The 15296-nt window shown below is 47.7% G+C and carries 14 protein-coding genes; all 14 read left to right on the plus strand.

The genetic code is table 11. The annotated features are described in order from the left end of the window. Positions 1–3: 3 nt before the first annotated feature. The 14 genes from C6366_RS20085 to C6366_RS13520 all read left to right on the plus strand — a co-directional run bounded on the left by C6366_RS20085 (position 4) and on the right by C6366_RS13520 (position 15236). The gene (locus tag C6366_RS20085; RefSeq protein WP_199221509.1) at positions 4–294 is read left to right on the plus strand and encodes an ORF6N domain-containing protein; all 291 of its coding nucleotides are present in this window, start codon (positions 4–6) and stop codon (positions 292–294) included. Further along, the gene (locus C6366_RS20090; RefSeq protein ID WP_199221510.1) at positions 294–569 is read left to right on the plus strand and encodes a hypothetical protein; all 276 of its coding nucleotides are present in this window, start codon (positions 294–296) and stop codon (positions 567–569) included. Before C6366_RS20085 ends, C6366_RS20090 begins: the two co-directional genes overlap by 1 nt. A gap of 105 nt (positions 570–674) precedes the next feature. Continuing rightward, on the plus strand, positions 675–959 hold the full coding sequence (locus tag C6366_RS13465; protein ID WP_199221511.1) for an N-acetylneuraminate synthase family protein: 285 nt from the start codon (positions 675–677) through the stop codon (positions 957–959). 11 nt (positions 960–970) lie between these two features. Further along, positions 971–1828, plus strand: coding sequence for a bifunctional 2-polyprenyl-6-hydroxyphenol methylase/3-demethylubiquinol 3-O-methyltransferase UbiG (locus C6366_RS13470; RefSeq protein ID WP_107738738.1), 858 nt, complete (start codon positions 971–973; stop codon positions 1826–1828). A 9-nt stretch (positions 1829–1837) separates the two neighbouring features. After that, positions 1838–2857, plus strand: coding sequence for an N-acetylneuraminate synthase family protein (locus tag C6366_RS13475; RefSeq protein WP_107738740.1), 1020 nt, complete (start codon positions 1838–1840; stop codon positions 2855–2857). Continuing rightward, positions 2839–3600 carry an NTP transferase domain-containing protein gene (locus tag C6366_RS13480; protein WP_107738742.1) on the plus strand — a complete coding sequence of 254 codons (762 nt, stop codon included), beginning with the start codon at positions 2839–2841 and terminating at the stop codon, positions 3598–3600. The genes C6366_RS13475 and C6366_RS13480 overlap by 19 nt, the downstream gene beginning before the upstream one ends. Continuing rightward, positions 3597–4655: an N-acetylneuraminate synthase family protein gene (locus C6366_RS13485; protein ID WP_107738744.1), complete on the plus strand. Its 1059-nt coding sequence runs from the start codon at positions 3597–3599 to the stop codon at positions 4653–4655. The genes C6366_RS13480 and C6366_RS13485 overlap by 4 nt, the downstream gene beginning before the upstream one ends. Beyond that, positions 4655–6574, plus strand: coding sequence for a methyltransferase domain-containing protein (locus C6366_RS13490; RefSeq protein ID WP_107738746.1), 1920 nt, complete (start codon positions 4655–4657; stop codon positions 6572–6574). The genes C6366_RS13485 and C6366_RS13490 overlap by 1 nt, the downstream gene beginning before the upstream one ends. Further along, positions 6571–7695 (plus strand): class I SAM-dependent methyltransferase, encoded by a 1125-nt coding sequence (locus C6366_RS13495; protein ID WP_107738748.1) that lies wholly within the window; start codon positions 6571–6573, stop codon positions 7693–7695. Before C6366_RS13490 ends, C6366_RS13495 begins: the two co-directional genes overlap by 4 nt. Then, on the plus strand, positions 7688–8914 hold the full coding sequence (locus C6366_RS13500) for an ATP-grasp domain-containing protein (RefSeq protein WP_107738750.1): 1227 nt from the start codon (positions 7688–7690) through the stop codon (positions 8912–8914). Before C6366_RS13495 ends, C6366_RS13500 begins: the two co-directional genes overlap by 8 nt. 18 nt (positions 8915–8932) lie before the next feature. Beyond that, entirely contained in the window at positions 8933–10282 is a 1350-nt protein-coding gene (locus C6366_RS13505; protein ID WP_107738751.1) for a radical SAM protein, read from the plus strand. Positions 10283–10299: 17 nt separating this feature from the next. After that, a complete protein-coding gene (locus C6366_RS13510) occupies positions 10300–12402 on the plus strand; it encodes a glycoside hydrolase family 57 (RefSeq protein ID WP_107738753.1) in 2103 nt (700 codons plus the stop codon). Positions 12403–12469: 67 nt separating this feature from the next. After that, positions 12470–14311: a methyltransferase domain-containing protein gene (locus tag C6366_RS20095; RefSeq protein ID WP_199221512.1), complete on the plus strand. Its 1842-nt coding sequence runs from the start codon at positions 12470–12472 to the stop codon at positions 14309–14311. A gap of 97 nt (positions 14312–14408) precedes the next feature. Continuing rightward, complete coding sequence (locus tag C6366_RS13520) at positions 14409–15236, plus strand: DUF1698 domain-containing protein (protein WP_107738757.1); 828 nt, start codon at positions 14409–14411, stop codon at positions 15234–15236. Positions 15237–15296 lie beyond the last annotated feature (60 nt).

The following is a 15296-nucleotide window of genomic DNA, read 5'->3' on the forward strand; positions in this document are numbered from 1 at the left end:
CCGATGAAGTTGAAGACAGATGATCAAACCCTGCCCGAGGTTGCAGCAGCCATGCGAATACTCGTCATCAGAGGAAAGAGGGTTGTTGTCGACTCTTATCTGGCTGATATTTATTCAGTTACAACCAAGCGCTTCAATGAGCAGGTTAAAAGAAACAAGGATAGATTCCCCCAAGACTTCATGTTCCAGTTGACCAGAGAAAAGAAAACGAGCTGGTCGCAAAATGCGACCACCTCAAAAATCTCAAATATTCTCCGTATCTTCCCAATGTGTTCACAGGACATGGGGCGATAATGGCCGCTTCTGTGCTCAATTCTTCAAAGGCCGTCGAGATGAGTGTATTTGTCGTCAGGGCTTTTGTCCGGATGCGGGAAATACTATCTACACACGAGGAATTAGCCGCCAAACTCACGGAGCTGGAAGAAAAAGTGACTGATCATGACCAAACCATATCTGGCCTAATACAAGCCCTGCGGGAATTGATGACATCAAGCCCGCAGAAACAAAAAGCGATTGGATTTACGGCTGATCTGCTTGGAAACAAAGAGGAGATCGACCATTGTGGATAAACTGCTGGATACGGGAATTCAGCCCCATGATCACGGACCTTCGGCCTCCAACTACCGTGCCTTTCCGTGTATTCCGTGGGCAAATTTTATTTTTGACAAATCATTATGAACAACACCGTATTCATCGCCGAAGTATCCAGCAACCATCACCGCGATCTGGATCGCTGTTTGCGATTCATTGATACTGCCGGGGACATCGGCTGTGATGGGGTGAAATTCCAGCTTTTCAAAATCGATAAGCTGTTTGCCCCGGAGATCCTGGCCAGAAGTGAAATGCACCGCAAGCGCAAGGACTGGAAAGTGCCTCTGGAATACCTGTCACACCTAGCTAAACGTTGTCATGAGAGAAATATGGCTTTTTCCCGAACCGAACCCGTTAATTATTGCTAAAGGAAATAGAAATGAATAAATTTATATGTGAAATATGCGATTCGGACGAGTGCAGTTTTTATTGTCATGTCAAAGACGAAACTTCGCGCAATACAGGGTTTGAATTCAATTATGTACGCTGTGGAGGCTGCGGCACACTCTCACTCTTTCCTTTGCCGACCCAGGAGCAGATCACCCTTGCCAACGAAACCCTGCTCGGCATCACTAGGCCAAACTCTTCTTTCGACAAGCGCTACACTGATGGCTATCGAGAAGCCTTGCGCAACGAGTACCGGCAGACGTTTTCAGATCTCGGTATAGAGATAACCCCTCCGCACCCAGAGGCAAAATGCTTCGATTTTGGCTGCGCCATCGGCACCTCCCTTGATATTCTGGCCGATGCTGGCTGGGAAACCTACGGGCTCGATGTCTCCAAGCAATTGACTGCTTTGGCCAATCAATCGCGCCACAAAATCCACGTAGGTGAAATTGACACCCTCCCTTCCGACTGGACAGGCTTTGACTTTATCCTCACCATAGAAGTTCTAGAGCATTTGCTCGAACCAGCCAACACTTTGAAGAAACTCATTGCCCTTCTTAAGCCTGGGGGAGTGCTGTTGACCGAAACCCCGCAGGTAGGGATGCTGGCCGAGCTTTATGGTGAAAAATGGCGTGTCCTGGCCGGTCTCGACCACATTCATCTCATGCCCCAGTCCACGCAGTTCAAACTTTTGGCCGACAATGGCTGCAGCATCGAGCGATGGATTTCTTTTGGTAGCGGCTGTACGAGCGGGCTAACCCCGCGACACATCAAAAAAGCCTTCGATCAGTTGGTCAAAAAGCAGGGCATCGGCGACTTTCTCGCCATTAAATCGGTAAAGAGCAAATAAGGCAAAACCATGATCCAGGCACCATGGAAGAAAAAAGCGCCCTATATCATAGCCGAGATCGGCTCTAACCATGACGGCGACAAAAAACGCGCACTCGACTTAATCTCCCAGGCAGCTTCAACCGGTGCCGATGCGGTTAAGTTTCAGCTCTTCAAAGCCGAAACGCTCGTACTACCGTCACATCCAGCCTATGCCACCCTTCAAAAAGTCGCCACACCACGCGAATGGCTGCCCGATCTTGCCGACGCCGCGCAAAAAGCTGGAGTCGATTTTGCGGCTACGCCGTTCGACAGGGACGGAATTAAACAACTCGCTGATGTCAACCCGGCTTTCATCAAAATTGCGTCTTCCGATGTGACGTTCTTCCGTCTGCTGCAACAAATCGCGCACACCGGCTTGCCGATCATCATGTCTACAGGAATGGCGGACTTCGTTGACATCGAATGCGCCCTGTCCGAGCTCCGGAAACATAGCACGAACGAAATCGGACTCATGCATTGCGTGTCGATGTATCCTCCGGCGTATGCGGACATGAACCTGCGTGCGGTCGCTGAACTTGCCTCTCGCTTCGGTCTAGCCTCGGGACTGTCCGACCATACGCCGGGCTCGTGCATGGCTGTGGCAGCCTGTGCTCTGGGAGGGACAATTTTCGAAAAGCATATAACGGACGATCGAAATCGAGTCGGTGTCGATCACGGCTATGCCCTTGAAATAGCTGAATTCATAAAGCTGGTGGCAGATGTGCATCATACTTTTACAGCCATCGGTGATGGTAGCAAAGAAGCCAAAGGCGCTGAACCGTCCATCAAAATCAAGGCGCGGCGTGGACTTTACTCCGCCCGTGACATACTCCCCGGCGAAGCTCTGGCTGGCGACGACATCATCGAACTGCGTCCGACAAGCGAAATCAACGCTGAAGAAATTGATGGGATACTGGGGAAGATCGCTCATGAAGCGATTGCGGCTTTTTCTCCACTGCCACGCACCTTGATGAGCAACGGGACAGGCCAATGCGCAAAGTTGCCCTGATTCAAGCCCGGATGGACTCTTCGCGTCTTCCTGGCAAGGTCATGCTACCGTTGGCCGGGAAAGCCTCCGTCCTACATGTGGTCGAAAGGCTCCAACATGCCAACAACATCGACCATATCGTCGTTGCGACTGCGGAACACGCTTCCAACGACCAACTTGTCGCGCTTTGCCAACGCGAAGGTGTCGACTGCTATCGCGGTTCTTTGCCCGACGTCCTGCAAAGGCTCGCGGGAGCGGCTCGCCACGCCAATGCGGAGGTCATCGCAAGAGTGACCTGCGACTGCCCGCTGATTGAAACAGATTTTATCGATCAGCGGCTTGCAATCATCGAAAAAGAGAGCTGCGAGCTGACCTATTGCCTTACAGCAGGGATGATTTTTGCCGGGGCAAGCGTAATGACAGCCGAGCTTCTCTACCGTCTCGACCGCGAAATCACCGACGCGTCCGACCGTGAGCACGGAGGTCTCCCCTACGCATGCCGCAACAGGCACCTGTTCAATGCAAAAGAGGTCTTGCCCTATGCAGCGCTGAACGCGTACAATTTCAGGCTCACCGTAGATGAATTGGCCGATTATGAATTGGTGAGCGCAATCTACGACGAATTATATAAGCCCGGCCGCCCGATCCCGATCTGGAACGTCATCCGCTATCTCGAGGCGCGACCGGAACTTTCTGCCCACAACCGGCACGTACAACAAACCAAGGTCAACGATCGATCCCTTATGGAGAGCCCGACCAGATGAAAGAATTAGTCCTCAACGATGGCACCATCATCGGTGGAAGCCGCCGCGTTTTTATTATCGCTGAGATCGGCCTGTGTCACGACGGAGACCCCGAAGTTGCTCGCACACTCATCGCTCAATGCAAAGAAGCCGGTGCCGATGCGGTAAAATTTCAAAAACGTGACGTAGCCAACCTCGCTATCGGCGAGGTGCTGGACGCCAATGACGAAAGATTCCCACATTTTGGCTCGACCTATCGGCAGATTCGCGAACATATCGAATTCGATGTTCGCACGTATCAAGACCTGAAAAAATATGCCGATGAAATCGGCATTCCCTTTATCGTTTCGGTATTCGACAACTTATCAGTCGACGAAATGCTTCCGCTGAGATGCAGCGCCCTCAAGCTCGCAAGCCATGTTTTGTCCCGCAAACCACTCATAGAACATATTTGCCAGCTCCCTGAAAAAAATCCAATTTTACTCTCGACCGGCATGGCGCATCTCGAAGAAATCGACGAGACGGTGGCAATGCTCAAAAAGGCAGATGTTCCCTTCGGAATGTTTCATTGTGTGTCGATTTATCCGCACAGGCTGGATCAAGCCAATCTCAAAATGATACGTTTTCTTTCTGAACGGTATGATGTTCCGGTCGGCTATTCATGTCATGAAATCGAAAACACCTCCTCGCTCCTCGCAATAGCGGCTGGCGCGGTCAGCCTGGAACGCCATGTCACTTTGAACCGCGACCGCGAAGGTTTCGACCATAAAATCGCGCTTGACATGGGGGAGCTAGCCCAACTGGTCATGGAAGTCCGGGGTGTCGAGGCGGCAATGGGAACTACCAAGAAAACTGTCTCGGAAGATGAATGGATCACGCGTCGGAAATATCATTCAAGCGTAGTTTCAGTCCGTGCCATAAAGGCCGGAGAAATTGTTTACCGCGATATGCTGACGGTGAAAAACCCTGGCACAGGTATACCCGCTCGCGAAATTGACGAAGTCGTTGGCAGGAAAGCCTTAGTAGATATCGCCCAGGACATTTTAATCCTGCCCGAAATGCTGGCTGAAAACTGATGTCGCACAATACCATACCATATGCATCACCCCGCGTCGGGCTTCGTGCTGACGGATCGCTCAGCGAAGGTATGGGACATTTGCATCGCGAATTGAACCTAGCCCGCACCCTGCGCGATCGCTTTGCTTGGGCGCCAATCTTCCTGACCCGGACTCCCGATGTGCTTCGGTCGCTGTTCACTGAACCCGGGGAATTTGCAGTTGTCTCCCTCACTTCAGGCCAAGAAATCGAAGCTGTCAAAGAAAACGATATTGCGCTGCTGCTATGGGACACACAACGCGAAATCAGCCAGGAAGAAGTGGCAGCCTTAAAACAGGCCGGTACCAAAGTGTGGCTTTACGGCAATCAGGGAAATGGCAGGTTAGAAGTCGATTGCAATGTTTTCGCCTACCCCGGCGTCGCAGCTCAGGTAATCGAAGGATACGACCTCCTGTCCAGACTCCCTGGCTCAGACAACACCATGATCGCCGAGCGCTTCCGAGACTTGCGAAGCAACCGGAGTGCTCGCAAGCATCCGGCAACAGCCCGGCGCATCTTTGTTGCGATGGGCGGAGCCGATGAAAACTTCATGACCGGTCTGGCCCTTGCGTCGTTAAAACTCCTGACGCATCCCTTACATGTGGACTGTTTCTTGGGGCAACTGTTTCCTCATGAAGAACAGCTTGAAAAACTTCTAAGGGACGTCCCTTTTTCTTACAGAATTCATCGCGCATCCCGGTTTTTTTCGGAAATAGCCGCGATGGCCGATTTGGCGATCATTCAATTCGGCAATACGGTCGCCGAGCTCAACTGTCTCGGCATTCCGGTCGTGACACTCAATCCAGCGCCATTTCACGACCGGGTAGCGCGCATCTATGCCCAGGATGGATCGACTTGTAACCTCGGCCTGGCCGAAGATTTCGATTCCAAGACACTTTCTGTCGCTTTGGACCATCTCATCAGCAACCAAACTACGCGGGAACATCTGGCGCAAACCGGAGCGAATAAAATTGACGGACGAGGGGTTTTCCGCGTGGCTGATGCGTTGTTTGCAACATTGCAAAAAGACTTTAATTTGTATTGTTGCGACGTTTGCGATGGTGACGATTTCATCCCGATTGCCAAACGCAACGGCCGTAATATTGTGAAATGTAAAATCTGCGGTCTCGACTACATGAACGTTCGTCCAAATCGAAATATTCTGAAAAATGTATATGCGACAGAATATTTCACGGCAGAACGCATACAGGATAACGCCGAAAGCTATGAGGCAGATAAAGAAAATATTCTCCGCTTTGCATGCGCACGCCTAGACGTACTGGAAGAAATTCAGCCTGCTAAAGGCAAACTCCTCGATATTGGCTGTGCACTGGGTTTCTACCTCGAACTGGCAAGAGACAGGGGATGGAAAGTGGCTGGCTTCGATATCTCCAATTATGCCGTTCGCTATGCCCATGACAAACTTAATCTCAAAGAAGTACAGCAGGGTACGGTAGAGACTGTCGAGTATGAAAAAGATTCTTTCGATGCGATTATTTGCAGCCTTGTGCTGGAACATTTTGTAGACCCACGTGGCAGCCTGGCCAAAATCCTCTCATGGCTCAGGCCAGGAGGACACATAGCCATAAAAGTACCCCATGCGGGTGGAATAATGTACCGGTTCACACCTAAAAAATGGTTTTCCACACATCCGGATAACCATTTTTGCGACTTTACTCCGCAAACATTAGGTCGCCTGCTTTATGATACCGGCGCGGAACCCGTATCGTGGCACACAGAAGGCATCTATCTTGAACGGTTCGCCGAAGCGCTGGAGCTTTCGGCAAAACAGCGCCTCGAACTGCTGGCACTAGACGGCATACAAGAGCGGTACCATAGCTTTGCCAGCCAGAATCTACTAGGTGATTCCTTGGTCGTCTACGGCAGGAAATTCTTATGAACCGACCCACGTGCAACCTTTGCCGATCCCACGCCGCAGCTCCGCTTGATATCGGCGAACCGGCTGCGAAAGTCGGCTACAACGTAATTTGCGAAATCTGCGGGCTGATTTTCCATTATCCCGCCATGTCCGCAGAGGAAATGAAAAAGTTTTATGTTGACGACTACAGCGGCAATTATTCCGCCAGCGAAACCATTGGACGCGACATGGCGCGGGGCCGCATCGCTTTTCTGCAACAACAGATCGACATCTCCAAAGTGGAGACCGCGCTCGAGATAGGATGCGCGAAAGGAGAATTTCTTTCTGAACTCAACATCGCAGGTGTCCCAGCCGAGGGAGTGGAGCCTTCACAGGCCATGGCTGGGTTGGGAAGCAATACATACGGAGTGAAAATAACCGGCAGCGTATATGACGATTTTCCCTTGCGCCCCGGGTACTATGATCTCATGTCCATGTTTCATGTTCTGGAGCATGTCTCGGACCCTCTTTCCATGTTGCAACGTATCAAAAAAGAACTGAAACCTGATGGGTACCTGTTTCTTGAAGTGCCGACTATTGCAGAATGCCAACTCGCCATCGTGTTCAAGGCGATCCATCCGACGACTTTTGTCGCGGAAACGCTCACCGCCATGCTTGTCGAAGCAGAATTCGAGGTCCTCCATTCTGCCGAAAATGGCTATCATCTGCGAGTATTAGCAAAGCCGGCATCGCTTCCAGCCACGCCAATTTACCCAGCAGCCGACGTTGTTAAGACACGGGTTTATACGTATCTCGCCGAACGCCGTAGGGTAGTCGAGGGCATACTCGGCAAAATGCAGTGTCTCATCCACAAGGGTACGGGTGCAATATACGGAGCAGGACTGAACACCCTCGACCTCGATCTGGTTTTTCCACTTAAGCAACTCAAGCTAGACGCCGTATTTGACAGTGACACCAGGAAACACGGGAACACCATTTTGGGCCTGCCGATACAAGATCCGGCTGCATTACAGGATTGGAACGGAGAGTACGTAATAATTTCCAGCTATGCATTTCAGGCGGAAATAGTGCGTCAACTTGAATATCTGAAAGCGCGAGGCGTCGAACTGATAACCCTTTACGAGTGGAACGGCCATGAGTGACAAAAAACGAATCCTGCTTTTTCCTGCGGGACCCGCGCAAAAAGAAGCATTTCTGGCGGCGAAAGAATTAGACATGCATATTGTTGCGGTCGATCGCAACCCCGATTCCGCTTGCCGCCCGCTTGCCGATGAATTTTTTGAGCTGGATCCTGGAGAGGCAGAAACTCTGACGGAATTTGCGTTGCACTATCACTCGAGGCACAATCTTTCCGGTGTTCTGCTGGTCGGTTGCGATATCCCCGTATCCTGCGCCATGGCGGCAAAAGCCATTGGCAGTCCCGGTATTTCTGTTGAATCCGCCGCGCTCACCGTCGATAAATTCCGCATGAAGCAGACCTTACGTGAAAAAGGGGTGGCGGTTCCCGATTTTTTTGCGGTTGAAAATGCCGAGGCAGTCAAAGCCATCATACGCCGTAATCCACGCCGCATGATTATCAAACCCAACGACAATTCAGGCGCGAGAGGAATTTTGCAAGTCACCCCGGATAGCGATATCGACGAGGCGTTTGCATATGCGGCCAGAAACGTCAAAAAGCGGGGCGTGACTCTGGAAAGTTATGAGGATGGACCGCAAATAAGCACAGAAGCGCTGGTGATCGATGGCAAAATTGTCATCACCGGCTTTGCAGACCGCAACTACGAATACCTTTCGCGCTATTTTCCCAATGTGCTGGAGAACGGAGCGACCTTGCCTTCAGCATTGTCCGCAAATGAGCAAAAGGCTGTCAATGACATGTTCATATCCGGAATTCGCGCCCTTGGCATCGACAATGGCGTAGCCAAAGGCGACATGATTTTCACCAAGGATGGCGCGAAGGTCATCGAGATCGCAGGCCGGATCGGTGGAGGCAAGTTCGCATCGATGATTGTCCCGGAATCAAACGGCGTCAGATTGCTCCATGCAGCATTGCAGGCCGCGACCGGGCAAATTCCCGACTTAAAATACCTCACCCCCACCCATCATCGTGGCGTGGCGGTACGTTATATGTTTCCGCCTCCGGGCAAAGTGGTCCGGATCGACGGTGAAGAAACTGCCCGCCAAACCGATGGACTGCTCGAACTTATCATTACGGGCACAGTTGGGAGTGTTATCAATCGGATGGCCTCACACGCCGACCGCGCAGGCTGGGTGGTTTGCGTCGCACCGGACCGTGAAACCGCCATAAAACGAGCCGAAGCCGCCATCAATCATATTAATTTCGTTACCGAACCTGTATAAAACAGGAGGCGACAGCTCATGCGCATTTCTCTCATTCATCCGCGATTGACGTATCTGCCGTCACAACAACCGTTAGGTATCGGCTATATTGCGGCGTGCTTGAAAAAATCCGGCCATGACGTTCAGTTCATTGAAGCAGCGTTTTATCCCACTGATGAGGACGTCGTTAAAGCAGTTACTGATTTCGGATCACAGGTCGTGGGGATTTCTGTAATGATAAGTTACTATGGAAAAGCACTCAGTCTTGCCAAACTTCTGAAGCAGGACAACCATGACCGAATTACCGTTATGGGTGGACCGCATCCTTCAACAGTTCCTGAAAGCTTCACCATGGTTGACGAGATAGACTATGTCATTGTTGGTGAAGGGGAAGAATCATTTATAGCTCTCGTCAATGAACTCAGCAAGAAAGAATTCGATCGCAACAAAGTTCCTGGCCTACATTGGAAAGGAGGAAATGCGGAACAAGCCAGGTCCCAACGGATCATCGATTTGAATGCACTTCCATGGCCTGCACGTCAATTGATGCCCATGAAGGATTACCAACATCGTGATTACAACGTCTCATTTGGAATGCACGGAGGAAATTTTAATGTCATGACGGCCAGAGGATGTCCCAACGTTTGCAATTTCTGTGACCACACCGTTTTCGGCTACCGGACCATCTTTCGTAGCATTAAAGATGTGGTTGACGAAGTGGAAGACACCTCCAAACGCTACAACGTCCGCAATTTCGACGTGATGGATGATACATTCACCATCAGCGATAACCGAGTGATGAGTTTTTGCGAAGAACTCATGGTACGCAAACTTGACCTCTTCTGGTGTTGTCGCCTTCGCGTCACTGGAGTTAGCCGGAAAATGCTCGAAACCATGGCCAAAGCCGGGTGCGTCCGGTTCTCTGTCGGTATTGAAAGCGTGGACGAACGCGTCTTAAGGGCCACCAATAAAAAAATCTCAGTCCCTGAAGTGGTACAAACCCTTAAATGGGCCAAAGAATTCGGGATACTCACCATCGGCAATTTCATGATCGGCAATTTGGGTGACGACCGCGAATCGTTTGAAAGGACGTTAAAATTTGCGGTCGAAACAGATGAAATTGACCTACCGAGCTATGTCATCCTTGTTCCCTTGCCAGGCACACCTGTTTTTGAAATTGGGAAACAAAATGGATGGATAAGGAGTTTTAACTGGGATGATTATCGTATGAACAATAAAGACTTGCCCCTCATGCGTAACGAAAGTCTGTCACATACCGAATTGAAAGAGTTGTATTCAGTTGCCGCAAACGCAGTACGTCCCAAGATACAAAAAGCTTTAAAAACCATCCACATGCCACGCAAAAAGCTTTATCATGAGCTTTGTTGATAAACAAATAATATGCCATGCATCTTTACTCCTTCTTCCACCTCAACATCACTTATTCCTCCATTGAGGAACAAAAGCGGTTGAATGTCATCCAGCGCTGTTACCGGCCTCTTCTGCAGTTGGCGGATAAACTCAGGATACCCATCGGCATAGAAGCACCGGGCTATACCCTGGAAGTGATCAACAGCCTTGACCCGCAGTGGATTGCTGAATTGCGTCGGCTCTGCGGGCAGGGTCTGGTGGAATTCATTGGCAGCGGATACACCCAAGTTATCGGGCCTCTGGTGCCAGCGGAAGTAAATGCCGCTAATTTGAGGGTCGGCAACAGGGTGTATGAAAAACTGCTTGGACTAAAGCCCAGGATTGCCTTGGTCAATGAGCAGGCCTATTCAGCGGGCCTATTGCGCCATTACCTTGATGTTGGTTATAAGGCCATCATCATGGAATGGAACAACCCTGCCCGGTTTCATCCCCAATGGGACCCGGAATGGCGCTATCTTCCGCAAAGGGCGGTAGGGCAGTATGGCGAGGAACTTGCATTAATCTGGAACAAGTCGATATCTTTCCAGAAGTTTCAGCGCTATGCCCATGGGGAGATGGATCTGGGCGAATACATGCAGTACTTAGAGAGCCATCTTTCCGATTCCGAGCGGTCTTTCTGCCTCTATGGCAATGATGCGGAAATGTTTGATTTCCGACCCGGGCGCTTTCATACCGAAGCCGCACTGCAAACTGATGGGGAGTGGAGAAGAATTGAGAAGCTTTTCTGGCATCTTATCGAGAATGAGCGTTTTCAATTCACACGCCCGTCCTCAGTTCTGGAGCTTATGGAAAATTCCCATGCCGGGAACCGGTTGCGGCTCGAGACCGCTGAGCAGCCTGTACCGGTCAAGAAGCAGGAAAAGTACAACCTGACCCGCTGGGCTGTGACTGGAGCGCATGATCTGAGGATCAATACGGATTGTTGGAGGATATTTGAGGCGTTAAATAAGAAAGAAGAGTTTAGCCCACGGAATCCACGGAAAGACACGGAAAAGAGAGAAGAAAGAGAGCAGGACTGGAAGGAACTTTGCTATCTGTGGAGCAGTGATTTCAGGACGCATATTACAGAGAAAAGGTTGAAAAACTATTTGTTGCGGTTGGAAGATTTCAAAGAAAAGGTTTTAAAGACAGACGATTTTTCGCCCACGGAACACTCAGGAAAACACGGAAATGAAAGTGGATCAAGAATGTTGCCCGCTTCCGGACCACCGACCCCGGTTTCCGGACGTCAGGCATCAGGCTTTGGACATCAACACTCTGCTTCCATGCCCTTCCGTGTATTCCGTGGGCCAAATCTTTTAGAAATTGAATCCCATCACAGTAAGCTGCAACTCAACTGCCGCAAAGGACTGGCCATTCATAACCTCTGGTTTAAGGAACTGTCATCCCTCCCACTGGTCGGCACACTGCCCCATGGATATTTTGACGACATCAGCATGGGTGCGGACTTTTTCAGTGGGCACCTGGTACTTGAAATGCCCGGCAAGCCAAAAGTCACGGATTTGACAGTGGTTGAGCCTGTGGTCGATGAATCTGTTCCAGGCCGCGTCAGTGTTCACGGAACAATCAACACTCCGCTGGGTACCATTAACAAGGTCATAGTCGTGGGGACCAGCGAACAAGGTGGACCAATCATAAGAATCTCCTATGCCCTTAGCTGGCAAAAAATGCCCATCGGCTCCCTGCGTCTGGGCGCTGTAACCCTGAACCCGGAAGCTTTTGACCCCGAAACTCTTTTTTATGCAACACATAACGGCGGTCATGATCTGGAAAAGTTTTCACTGCATGGATGCGAAGTAAACCACGGCGCTCCAGCGTCATTTCTGGTATCCGCTTCCCACGGCCTTGGTGTGACTAAAGGTCAGGTTTTTCTGGGAGACAAGGACAAACAAATACGCATCCATATTGACAACGCACAATGCGCAGCCATTGGCTTGCTCACACATCGGAAGGTCAAGCCAGACTTTTTTTGCAGGCACGCATTTTCTGTGATGGAGATGGATGAGACCAGCGATAAATGGAGGAATGAAGCTCATAGCTCATTAGGGATAAGTAATTTTTGCTTTATAATAACCTGATTTACTTCTTGATATAATAATATTTTACTTATGTAAATTGAATTTGTACATATCTTGGATTGTGATTATGTTTTTTAAATCTATTAACATGTTAGCTGGTTCAACTGATGACAAGCTGAATACATTTGAAATATGTAAGCCAAATGATTATTATGGTCATGCAACTGTATTGAAAAAATATTGCAATTTACCTGATGAGTATCAACTTAAGTGCGTAGTTTCACATGGTTTAACATACAATAAAGATATGTGGAGTGTCGAGCAAGATGCTGAATTACCTTCATATATATGCTTTAGCAATGAACGGCATAGAGTAATATCAAAATATTCAAATAAGCTTTTGTTTTCAATTGGTCCATATATTCATTATTCGAATCCTTTGGTTGAATGTGAAGAGATGGAAAAATATAAAAGTGAGCTAGGTAAAACTTTATTAATCATACCAGCACATTCAACGCATTGGATTGATATTGATTACGATATAGATGATTTTATCTCGAAAATGTCAAATAGCTTGCAAGGCTATGATACCACGATTGTTTGTCTTTATTGGAAAGATATTCTTCGTGGTATACATAAGAAATACCAGAAACATGGTTTTCTGTGTACAACTGCAGGGCATATTTACAATAATAGGTTTTTATGCAGATTGAAATCAATTTTTGAATTATCTGATGCAGTTGTGTCTAACTCTATTGGTACTCACTTGGTGTACAGTGTCTACATGAATAAGCCTTTTTTATATATACCAAGCGTTGGTACTAAAATTACATTGCATAGAAATGATATACCAGGTCCACATAATAATCCTAAGAAATCTAAATTAATTATTCATATAAAAAAAATTTTTTCAGAATTTAATGAACAGATAACTGAAGATCATCAGAATATTGCAAATCATATTGGTGGATTTGATCAAATTAAAACTCCTCAAGAGCTAAGAACTATTTTTATGATTTCTGAAGATATGTTTCAACGCGGGAAACATTTTTTTATATCTTCTAAAGATGTTATTCAAGATCAAATAAAAAATTATATTCATAACAATGAGGATCAAAAAGCTGCTTTCTTGAATGAAATAGCTAAAAAAATAAGCATACAAAATGATTGTGCAAATAGATTCGGAAAAAACGCTATTGATTCAATTTGCCGTTACTTGAACCTTGGTTGTGGCAAGCGGTTTCATTCTGCGTGGACGAACGTGGACTTCAAATCCAGCAGTCCTGCTGTCATCGCTCATGACTTGGAGAAAGGGCTACCTTTTGAATCCTGTAATTTCGAAGCTGTATACCATTCCCATCTGCTCCAACGCTTTCCCAAAGGCTATGCGTCTTCTTTTCTAAAAGACTGTTACCGCATCCTCAAGCCCGGAGGGATCATCCGGGTGGTTGTGCCGGACCAGGAAAATATTGTCCGCCTGTATCTCATTCTGCTGGAAAAGTCCTTGAAGGGCGATGAAGAGGCCCAAAAGCGATATGAATGGATCATGCTGGAACTCTTCGACCAGATGATCCGCAACCATTCCGGCGGGGCCATGCTGGAATATTGGCGACAGAACCCTATGCCGGCGGAAGATTTCGTCATCGAGCGTCTCGGGTCTGAAGTAAAAGACGCCATCGCAAAAATTCGCTCTAACCCTGTCTCTAAAAAGCAACCAGCCAGCCAGTCCGGCAACGTTCTTGATCCTCAAAAGATTGGCCAGCCCGGCCTTTCTGGTGAAATCCATCAATGGATGTACGACCGTTACTCCCTGGGCAAGCTGCTCCAGGAAGCGGGTTTTGTGGACATCAAAGTCTGCCGGGCCGACAAATCCAGCATACCTGACTTCGACAGCTATCTATTAGACATTGAGGCAGACGGCTCTGTGCGCAAGCCGAATTCATTGATAATGGAAGGAAGAAAGCAATAATTGGACATTATTCTGTTGTAACGATTATTCAAGTTTTTGGTTATAAAGCTATATAGTTTGGTGTTCTTGTGAAACTTATAAGGCATTGGAGATATTAATGTACACACTGGAAGAAATTTCTGTTAAAGTTCTCCAATATTCACCATGGTATCATAAAATTTACCTTGGCCATGGAATAACGACACCTGGAAGAGATTATGATAAAATTTGGAATATGATTCGTGAAACACGAAATGTTTTAGATTTTAATAATAAAATTGTTCTTGACTTGGGTAGTTTTGATGGCATGTGGGCATTCGAAGCAGAACAATTAGGGGCAAACATTGTTGTGGCAACGGATTGTTATTATGAAAATTTTTATAAATTTTTATTTTGCAGAGAAATGCTCCAAAGCAATGTTGTTCCTTACTATAATGTTTCTCCATATCGCTTATTTGATAGACTCGATGTTTTTCTTCAAGAAAGTTGGAAGGGTGAGAAACCATATGATAGGCTTTTTGACATTGTTCAGCATTTAGGAATATTTTATCACCTGAGAGATCCTCTTTTATCACTATCACAGGCAAGAAGTGTTTTAAAAACTGGTGGACACCTACTCATGGAAACAGCAATTGTTCTTAACGAAGATAAGCCTATAATGCTATTTAATTGTTCGCCTCCAAAACAAAAGATATATAATGACATAACCACATGGTGGGCTCCATCGTTAGAGTGTCTTAAGGAAATGCTTAAGTCTACTTTGTTTGAAACAATTGATGAAAGTATCAAAATTTTAACAGTTCCATCAAAAAGTGATGGTGAATTATCAGTAACAAGAGCTAGCCTTGTTGCAAGAGCTGTGTCTGGTGATAATATTGATAAGTCATTGTATCGAGAACTTACTAGGACATATCGAAATCCTGGTTTAAACACCGACTGGATTTAGGAATTTGTTTGATTTAACTATAATCATTCAATATTTGTTTATAATTATGCATTTTTTTGG

The sequence above is a fragment of the Desulfonatronum sp. SC1 genome (assembly GCF_003046795.1).
Lineage (GTDB): Bacteria > Desulfobacterota > Desulfovibrionia > Desulfovibrionales > Desulfonatronaceae > Desulfonatronum.

Excerpts from the sequence above, each read along its gene's own strand:
- C6366_RS20085 (WP_199221509.1), top strand. The coding sequence starts at position 4 with ATGAAGTTGAAGACAGATGATCAAACCCTGCCCGAGGTTGCAGCAGCC.
- C6366_RS20090 (WP_199221510.1), top strand. The coding sequence starts at position 294 with ATGGCCGCTTCTGTGCTCAATTCTTCAAAGGCCGTCGAGATGAGTGTA.
- C6366_RS13465 (WP_199221511.1), top strand. The coding sequence starts at position 675 with ATGAACAACACCGTATTCATCGCCGAAGTATCCAGCAACCATCACCGC.
- C6366_RS13470 (WP_107738738.1), top strand. The coding sequence starts at position 971 with ATGAATAAATTTATATGTGAAATATGCGATTCGGACGAGTGCAGTTTT.
- C6366_RS13475 (WP_107738740.1), top strand. The coding sequence starts at position 1,838 with ATGATCCAGGCACCATGGAAGAAAAAAGCGCCCTATATCATAGCCGAG.
- C6366_RS13480 (WP_107738742.1), top strand. The coding sequence starts at position 2,839 with ATGCGCAAAGTTGCCCTGATTCAAGCCCGGATGGACTCTTCGCGTCTT.
- C6366_RS13485 (WP_107738744.1), top strand. The coding sequence starts at position 3,597 with ATGAAAGAATTAGTCCTCAACGATGGCACCATCATCGGTGGAAGCCGC.
- C6366_RS13490 (WP_107738746.1), top strand. The coding sequence starts at position 4,655 with ATGTCGCACAATACCATACCATATGCATCACCCCGCGTCGGGCTTCGT.
- C6366_RS13495 (WP_107738748.1), top strand. The coding sequence starts at position 6,571 with ATGAACCGACCCACGTGCAACCTTTGCCGATCCCACGCCGCAGCTCCG.
- C6366_RS13500 (WP_107738750.1), top strand. The coding sequence starts at position 7,688 with ATGAGTGACAAAAAACGAATCCTGCTTTTTCCTGCGGGACCCGCGCAA.
- C6366_RS13505 (WP_107738751.1), top strand. The coding sequence starts at position 8,933 with ATGCGCATTTCTCTCATTCATCCGCGATTGACGTATCTGCCGTCACAA.
- C6366_RS13510 (WP_107738753.1), top strand. The coding sequence starts at position 10,300 with ATGCATCTTTACTCCTTCTTCCACCTCAACATCACTTATTCCTCCATT.
- C6366_RS20095 (WP_199221512.1), top strand. The coding sequence starts at position 12,470 with ATGTTTTTTAAATCTATTAACATGTTAGCTGGTTCAACTGATGACAAG.
- C6366_RS13520 (WP_107738757.1), top strand. The coding sequence starts at position 14,409 with ATGTACACACTGGAAGAAATTTCTGTTAAAGTTCTCCAATATTCACCA.